A 7,741-nucleotide genomic window follows, 5' to 3' on the forward strand; every position below is an offset into this window, starting at 1 on the left:
CACCAGTCGTCGATGTCGTCGATCAGCTTGGGCGGCAGATCCTGGTGAACCCCGCCGGGCCGGAAATAGGCGGCGTGCAGACGCGCGCCGCAGGCCCGTTCGTAGAACACCATCAGCTTCTCGCGTTCCTCGAAGCCCCAGAGCGGCGGCGTCAGTGCGCCCACGTCCATGGCCTGCGTGGTCACGTTCAGCAGGTGGTTCAGAATGCGCCCGATCTCGCAGTAGAGCACCCGGATCAGCTGCGCGCGACGCGGCACCACGACCCCGGTGAGCCGTTCGATGGCGAGACACCAGGCATGTTCCTGGTTCATCGTCCCGACATAGTCGAGACGGTCGAAATACGGCAGGTTCTGCAGGTAGGTCCGGCTCTCCATGAGCTTTTCCGTGCCGCGGTGCAGCAGGCCGATATGCGGGTCGCAGCGTTCCACGATCTCGCCGTCAAGCTCCAGCACCAGACGCAGCACGCCGTGGGCGGCAGGGTGCTGGGGGCCGAAGTTGATGTTGAAATTGCGGATCTTCTGCTCGCCGGTCATGACGTCTTCGAAGCCGTTGGAGCCGTCCATCACAGTGCCTCCTCGTGCGCGCATCCGGTGCAGCCGCGAATTTTCGTCGAAAATTCGGTCACTTCCCGGCCTCCGCCTTTTCGTCGCCGGGCAGCACGTATTGCGCACCTTCCCACGGCGACATGAAATCGAACTGCCGGTATTCCTGCACCAGGCTCACCGGTTCGTAGACCACGCGCTTCTGCTCTTCGTCATAGCGCACCTCGACATAGCCCGTCGTCGGGAAATCCTTGAGCAGCGGGTGCCCGCGGAAGCCGTAGTCGGTGAGGATGCGGCGCAGGTCCGGGTGCCCCGAGAACAGGATGCCGAACATGTCGAACACCTCGCGCTCGAACCAGTTCGCGCTGGGGTGCACGGCGGTGATCGAGGGCACGATCTCGTCCTCGCGGATCGACACCCGCAGGCGGATCCGGTGGTTCTGGTACATCGACAGGAAATGATAGACCACGTCGAAGCGCTTGGGCCGCTGCGGGTAATCCACCGCGGTCACATCCACCAGCGACGAGAACCGGCAAGTCGCATCCGCCTTGAGGAACTCGACCAGGCCGACGATGTTGGCCGGGTCACGTCCAGGTTCAGCTCGCCATGGGTCACGTCCCAGCCCAGCACGCAATCGGGCCGCTTCATTTCGATATGGGCGCCCAGTTCGTTCAGTGCGTCGGTCATCTTGCCTCCCCGCCCCGCTCAGCGCACGATCGTGCCGGTGCGGCGGATTTTCTTCTGCAATGCCATCAGCCCGTAGAGCAGCGCCTCGGCCGTCGGAGGACAGCCCGGCACGTAGACGTCGACCGGCACGATCCGGTCGCAGCCGCGCACCACGGAATAGCTGTAGTGGTAATAGCCCCCGCCGTTGGCGCAGGAGCCCATCGAGATCACGTAGCGCGGTTCCGGCATCTGGTCGTAGACCTTGCGCAGCGCCGGCGCCATCTTGTTGGTCAGGGTGCCGGCCACGATCATCAGGTCGGACTGGCGCGGGCTCGCGCGCGGCGCGGTGCCGAAGCGTTCCAGATCGTAGCGCGGCATCGAGGTCTGCATCATCTCGACCGCGCAGCAGGCCAGGCCGAAGGTCATCCAGTGCAGCGAGCCGGTGCGCGCCCAGTTGATACGTCATCCACCGTGGTTGCGAAAGCCCTTGTCCGAAAGCTCCCGGTTCAGCGCCTGACCGCGACTCCCGGTCGCCCCTGCGGTGTTGGCTCCGTCATCACTCCCATTCGAGTGCCCCTTTCTTCCATTCAGGCAAAGCCGATGGTCAGCACGGCAAGGAACACCATCATCGACCAGAAGCCGACCATGCTCACGTCCTTGAAGGCCGTGGCCCAGGGAAGAGGAAGGCGATTTCGAGATCGAAGATGATGAAGAGGATCGACACCAGGTAGAACGACGTCGAATTTCATCCGCGCGTCGTTTTATGCGTTGAACCCGCATTCGTAGGCCGAGACTTTTCCGTCCGATTGCGCACCGCGAGCACCACGGCAGCAAGGATGGACCGCGCCCAGACCGACCGCGACGGCCAGAACATGAGGATGGGCAGATATTCCCGCAGCATTCTTCCACGGGTGGCCTTTGCGAGGCGCGCCGGGGGCGGCGCGGAAACCATGGCGATGCGCCGTGAGTGACTTATCGCCGCCGAAGCGGGGTCAACAATCGCCCGGCAGTTTTCACCCCGCCAAAAACGCTTTTGACCACAATAAACAAAGCCGCCCCGCACGGCGAAGTTGCGCATTTTTCCGTCGACCGTCGCATACAAAAGCATCCCGCGCGGGACTCGGTGCCTCAGCCCGCGCGCGGGGGCGCCGGGGCGGTGCGCCGGGGCACGGCCGGGCCTGCCCGCGCCGACGGCACGCCGGGCTTCCGGTTGGCGCGCGGCGGGGCGCTTGTCGAGGGCCGCGATCCCCCCGGCCCGGCCTCCCCAGCGCGGGCCAGCGTCCACCGCCAGGTCGACCTCCGCCTGCTCACCCGCCCAGCGTCAGCAGCGCCTGGCTCGCGCGTCGCCCCCGCGCAGGCGAGATAGGGCGCGACCCCTTCGACCGCCGCGTCCAGCGCCTCGGGCGCGACGACGCGTTCAGCAGGTCGAGCGCCCGCCTCTGCGCCGAAGAGCCGGGCATGAAGACCTCGCGGGCGGCACCCGCCCATGCGGGCGATCACGTAGGGGCCGATATTGGCGGGTAGCCCCCAGCCGGGTCTCGGTGAAGCCCATCGTCGGCCCTCGGCCTGATCGCCATGTCGCAGACTGCCACCAGCCTACCCCGCCGAAGGCATTGCCGGATGCGCCTGATCAGCGGCTGCGGCAGGGCGGCAACGCGCCGAGCGCGGTGGCGATGCGGCGCGATTCAATGCGGCGGGTGTGGTCGTCCATCCGAACTGCTCGCGCATCCAGGCAAGGTCCCGCCCGCGCAGAAGGTCGCTATACCGCCGAGAGCACCACTACCCGACGTGTCGTCCTCCGGGCGCACCGCGGCGGTTTCCAGCTCGGTCATCATCTGCGCCGAAAGGGCGTTGTGCTTTTCCGCCCGGCAGGCCAGCTGGCTACCCCCGCCCGTCGATCTCGCGCCGATATTGCCGGCTCCGTCCCCCGCGCGCGCCCCGCGGCCCCCGTCTGCGCGTGCGCATCCCCGCGCCATGCCGCGGCCTCCTCCAGAACCCGCGGTCGAGCCCGGTCTCGTGGCCGAGCGCGGCCAGCCGCCGCCACAGCCTCGGTCGCGACGTTCCCGGCGCCCCCGGCGCATAGGGCAACCGCCCAGCTGCCGACCGCCGCGTCGAAGACCCGCAGCCCCCGGCCAGCGCCACCTCGACATTGTCGAGCGCCCGCCCCCCGTGTCGTGGAAATGCCCGGAGGTGACGCCGGCACCCCTCCGCACCGCGGCCACATCGCGTCACCGCCTGGGCCGCCCGAGGGTGTCGGCAAGCGAGATCGTAGCAGCCCATGGCGTGTTCTCGCCACCCACCACTGCCCGGCGCCACTACTGTCATAGGGCATCCACCGCGCAGGAGACATAGCCCTCAATGCCTGCGGTCTGCGCCGCCTCTGCCACCGGCGGAAGCGTTCGAGGCTCTCGTCGATGGAGGCGTTGATATTGGCGCGCGAAACCTGGAGGCGGACCCGAAGATCGCCACCCTGTCGCCCGCGCCGCCACCGCCGCCTCGAAGCCCGAAGGTTGGGCGTCAGGGCGGCGTAGGAACCCCCGGCACGCGGCGATTCCGCCAGACCTCGGCGGAGCCCGCCATCTGCGGCACCCATTTCGACCGATGAAATCCGGCGCATCTGATGCGCCGGAAACCCGCCCGCCCGAGGCAGTCGACCAGCGCGATCTTCCGCCACCGGAATCGCCGCGCCTCGTTCTGCAACCCGTCCCGAGGCCCCACCTCGAAGATCTCGACCCGCCCATCTCGCCCCCTCCCCGTCATCGCTTGTCTTCCCACGCCGCCCGGCCCTCCGCCCGCGCCGCCCGGGCGCCTGCCTGGAGGCCCCCCCGGCGGATGAATTCCCGCGCGCGCCTCGGGCCCTCCGCCGGCAGAGCCGGCCGGAAGGCGCGTAGAGCCCGTGCCTCCGCGCGTGCCAGTCCTCGAGCCGCCGCCTCGATGTTGCGGAAATGCCGCCCATGTAGACCGCCTGCCCCACCGCCACGTCGACGGCGGAAAACCCCTCAGCAGATGGTCGCCCGCTCTGCGCCAGCCGCGCCTCGATGGCGTCGTAGCACTTGCCAGCCGCGCCGCCTCCAGCTTCATCACTGGCGAGCGCATGGATCCTCGCAGCATCAGGTGCTGCTGGGTCAGGGCGGCGCAATGCTGGGTGATGGGCCCGGCGAAATGCAGCCAGACAGCCAGGCCATGCGGTCCGGTGCCCGGCGCCCGGCCCATCCCGGCTCGGGAACCGTTCGCAGAGATACTCCATCATGGCGCCGGATCTGAACATCGTTTGCCCCGATCTCCAGCGCGGCACCCGCCCGCCGGGACAGCGTCAGGTAATCGGGCGCGCAGGTTTGTCGAAGGGGTCGGATGACCTCGAACGGACCCCAGCTCGTGAGCAGCCACAGCACCTGCATGGAACGCGACGGCACGTGCAGAGACGGATCATGCCTCTTCCTCTCCTCCTGACCGACCAGCGCCGCCCCGGTTCGACCTGGTCGCCCGCCGCGACCAGCAGTTCGGCCACCCGCGCGGCGCCACCGCGTGCTCCATCTTCATCGCTCCAGAAGGCCAGCCGGTCCCCGGCCGACCGCCTCCCCCGGCGCAATGACCGCACCACCGCCCGGCATCGGCGCCTCGACAGCCCCGTACCCCTGCCCAGCGCATCCCGGCCAGCGGATGACGATGTCGAAGCGCAGCTCGTAGGGCGAACACCGTGACCTGCCCGGCGGAAATGCCGGGGCCGGCGCCCGTCGAGCCCAGCACCCGCGAGCGCTCGGCCAGAACCGCGCCCCGCCACCTCGATCCCGATGCGGTCCGCCCTGGCGCGCAGCACGCAGGGCGATCCTCCTCGCCGCGCCGCAGCAGCCCCCGCGCCAGCGGCGCCAGAGGCGAACCCATGAGCGGGCCCGCCTGCGCGTCCAGCCCCGACAGCCACGCCGCCCGGCGACCAGCGCGGTGCCCCGGGCGCCGCGCCCAGCGCGCCAGATCCGCCCGATGAGCCGGTGTCCACCGCCCGCGCCGAACCCCGGTGCGCCGCCAGCGCCCGAGGAATGCAAGGGTTGGTGACCGTGCCGGCGACCTCGGTCCCGCAGCCAGGCGCCAGCCGCTTCAGGGCGATTTCCGTGTCGGGCTGCACGATGACCTTCGCGATCATCGGGTCGTAGTGCGGCGAGATCACATCCCCTGCTGCGCACGCCGCTGTCGGCTCGAACGCCTCGGGGCAGCGCCAGATGCGCCAGCTTCCCGGTGGCCGGAAGGAACCCCGCGGGCACGTCCTCGGCATAGAGCCGCGCCTCGAAGGCATGGCCCGAATGCCAGATCCTCCTGCGCCGGCAGCGCCTCCCGGCGGCCACCCGCAACTGCCACTCCACGAGGTCGACCCGGTGATCGCTCCGTCACCGGATGCTCGACCTGCAGGCGGGTGTTCATCTCCATGAACCAGAAGCCGTCGGGGCGCAGCCTGCGACCGTCGACGATGAATTCCACTGTCCCCGCGCCCTTGTAGCCGATCGCCTCGGCGGGCACGCACGGCGGCCCCCATGGCGGCGCGCATCTCGGCGGTGGTCATGCCCGGCGCGGGCGCCTCCTCGATCACCTTCTGTTATGCGCCGCTGCAGCGATCAATCCGCTCGAAGAGGTGGACCGCCGGTGCCGTCGCCAAAGACCTGCACTGGATGTGGCGCGGCGCGGATGCATTGATCAGCACCGCGTCGTTGCCGAACGCGCCGCGCGCCCGGCCCGCGCGCCGTCCAGCCGTCGGAAGGCGTCGGGCGCCTCGACCAGCCGCATGCCCTGCCGCCGCCCCCGCCACCGCCTTGATCAGCACCGGGTAGCCGATCGCCCGGCCTCCGGCCAGCAGCGCCGATCCTGGTCCTCGCCAGGTAGCCCGGCACCACCGGCACCCCGGCCTCGTCCATCAGCCGCTTCGCCGCATCCTTGAGCCCATCGCCGGATCGCCGAGCTGACGCCGACAAAGACCAGCCCTGCCGCCTCGACTCTCCACGAACCGGGGTTCTCGGACAGGAAGCCATAGCCGGATGGATCGCCCCGCGCCGGTCGCAGCGCCGCCCGACGATGCGTCGCCCCGCAGGTAGCTCTCGGGGTGCGGCACCGCCGATGCAGACGAAGGTCGGCTTCGCCACATGCCCGCGCCCGATCGGCCTCCGAACAGACCGCCACCACCTCAGCCCCAGGCGCGGGCGTCCGCATGACCCGGCAGGCGATCCGCCCTGTTCGCAATCAGGATCGTGTCAAACATGCCGCCCCCTTCCCATTCCCGGATTTCCCTGGCCCCTGGCACCGGGGGTCCGCCCGCGGCGGACGGGGGCAGCGCCCCCACTGCGACTTGCTGCCACCCCGCCGCCACGGCCCACATCCGAAACACGCCGAAGCGTCTCCTGACCGGGGTTGCGGGGCGCGCGCAGCGACAGGGCCAGCACCGCGCGGGTCTTGCGCGGATCGACGAGCCGTCGTCCCAGAGCCGTGCCGAGGCAGCGGGTGCGACTGCGCTCGAACATCTCGACCGTCGGCGCTTGAACTCCGCCTCCTCGGCCGACCGCCCGCCGCCCTGCTCGATCGCGTCGCGCTCACCGTCGCCGCACCCCCCCGCCTGTCCCCGCCCATCACCGAGATGCGCGGTTGGGCCAGGTCCACAGAAACGCGGCTGGTAGCCGCCCTGCCGTAGTTCCCGCCCCGAAGGAGCCACCGACCAGCATGGTGATCTTGGGCACCGCAATGCCACCGCCGTCACCATCTTCGCCGGCGGCGATGCCCTCGTTCTCGTATTTCCGCCTGACCATGAAGCCGGTGATGTTCTGCAGGAACACCAGCGGATGCCGCTGCGAGCAGAGCCGATGAAACGCGCGCCCTCTGCGCGGCTTCGGAAACAGCACGCCGTTGTTGGCGACGACCCCACTGGCACCCCCACATGGGCGAACCCGGTCACCAGCGTCTCGCCGAAGCGCGCCTTGAACTCGTCCAGCGCGAGCCGTCGACCACCCGCGCATGACCTGGCGGATGTCGTAGGGCGTGCGCAGGTCGGCGGGAACCGCCCAGGATCTCCTGGGGTCGTAGGCCGGCGCTTCCGGGATTGAATTCGCGTCGTCGGTCGCGCCCCAGCTGGCGACCGCGCGCCGCGCCAGGGCCAGCGCATGGCCGTCGTCCTCGGCCAGGTAATCCGCCACGCCGGAGAGGCGCGTGTGCACGTCGCCGCCGCCGAGGTCCTCGGCCGTCACCACCTCGCCCGTCGCCGCCTTGACCAGCGGCGGCCCGGCAAGAAAGATCGTGCCCTGTTCCTTCACGATGATCGTCACGTCCGACATCGCCGGCACATAGGCGCCGCCCGCCGTGCAGGACCCCATCACCACGGCGATCTGCGGGATGCCCTTGGCGCTCATCTGCGCCTGGTTGTAGAAGATCCGGCCGAAGTGGTCGCGGTCGGGAAAGACCTCGTCCTGGTTGGGCAGGTTCGCGCCGCCGCTGTCGACCAGGTAGACGCAGGGAAGATGGTTCTCCTCGGCGATCTCCTGCGCGCGCAGGTGCTTCTTGAC

The 7,741-nt window shown here is 69.7% G+C and carries 3 protein-coding genes and 4 pseudogenes; all 7 read right to left on the reverse strand.

Annotation, left to right across the window (positions count from 1 at the left end):
- A pseudogene (locus tag ACN5KJ_RS20335) lies at positions 1 to 563 on the reverse strand (NADH-quinone oxidoreductase subunit D); the annotation flags it as partial.
- Between the two features lie 58 nt (positions 564 to 621).
- A pseudogene (locus tag ACN5KJ_RS20340) lies at positions 622 to 1,229 on the reverse strand (NADH-quinone oxidoreductase subunit C).
- Between the two features lie 18 nt (positions 1,230 to 1,247).
- Positions 1,248 to 1,718 (reverse strand): annotated as a pseudogene (locus ACN5KJ_RS20345) (NuoB/complex I 20 kDa subunit family protein).
- Positions 1,719 to 1,764: 46 nt separating this feature from the next.
- Positions 1,765 to 2,109, reverse strand: a pseudogene (locus ACN5KJ_RS20350) (NADH-quinone oxidoreductase subunit A).
- Positions 2,110 to 5,366: 3,257 nt separating this feature from the next.
- The gene (locus ACN5KJ_RS20355; RefSeq protein WP_418596019.1) at positions 5,367 to 5,717 is read right to left on the reverse strand and encodes a hypothetical protein; all 351 of its coding nucleotides are present in this window, start codon (positions 5,715 to 5,717) and stop codon (positions 5,367 to 5,369) included.
- Between the two features lie 294 nt (positions 5,718 to 6,011).
- On the reverse strand, positions 6,012 to 6,401 hold the full coding sequence (locus ACN5KJ_RS20360) for a hypothetical protein (protein ID WP_418596021.1): 390 nt from the start codon (positions 6,399 to 6,401) through the stop codon (positions 6,012 to 6,014).
- Positions 6,402 to 6,814: 413 nt separating this feature from the next.
- Positions 6,815 to 7,741, reverse strand: a 927-nt coding sequence (locus tag ACN5KJ_RS20365; RefSeq protein WP_418596022.1) for a carboxyl transferase domain-containing protein, incomplete at its 5' end; no start/stop codon positions are given.

It is taken from the genome of Ponticoccus sp. (in: a-proteobacteria), assembly GCF_048381735.1.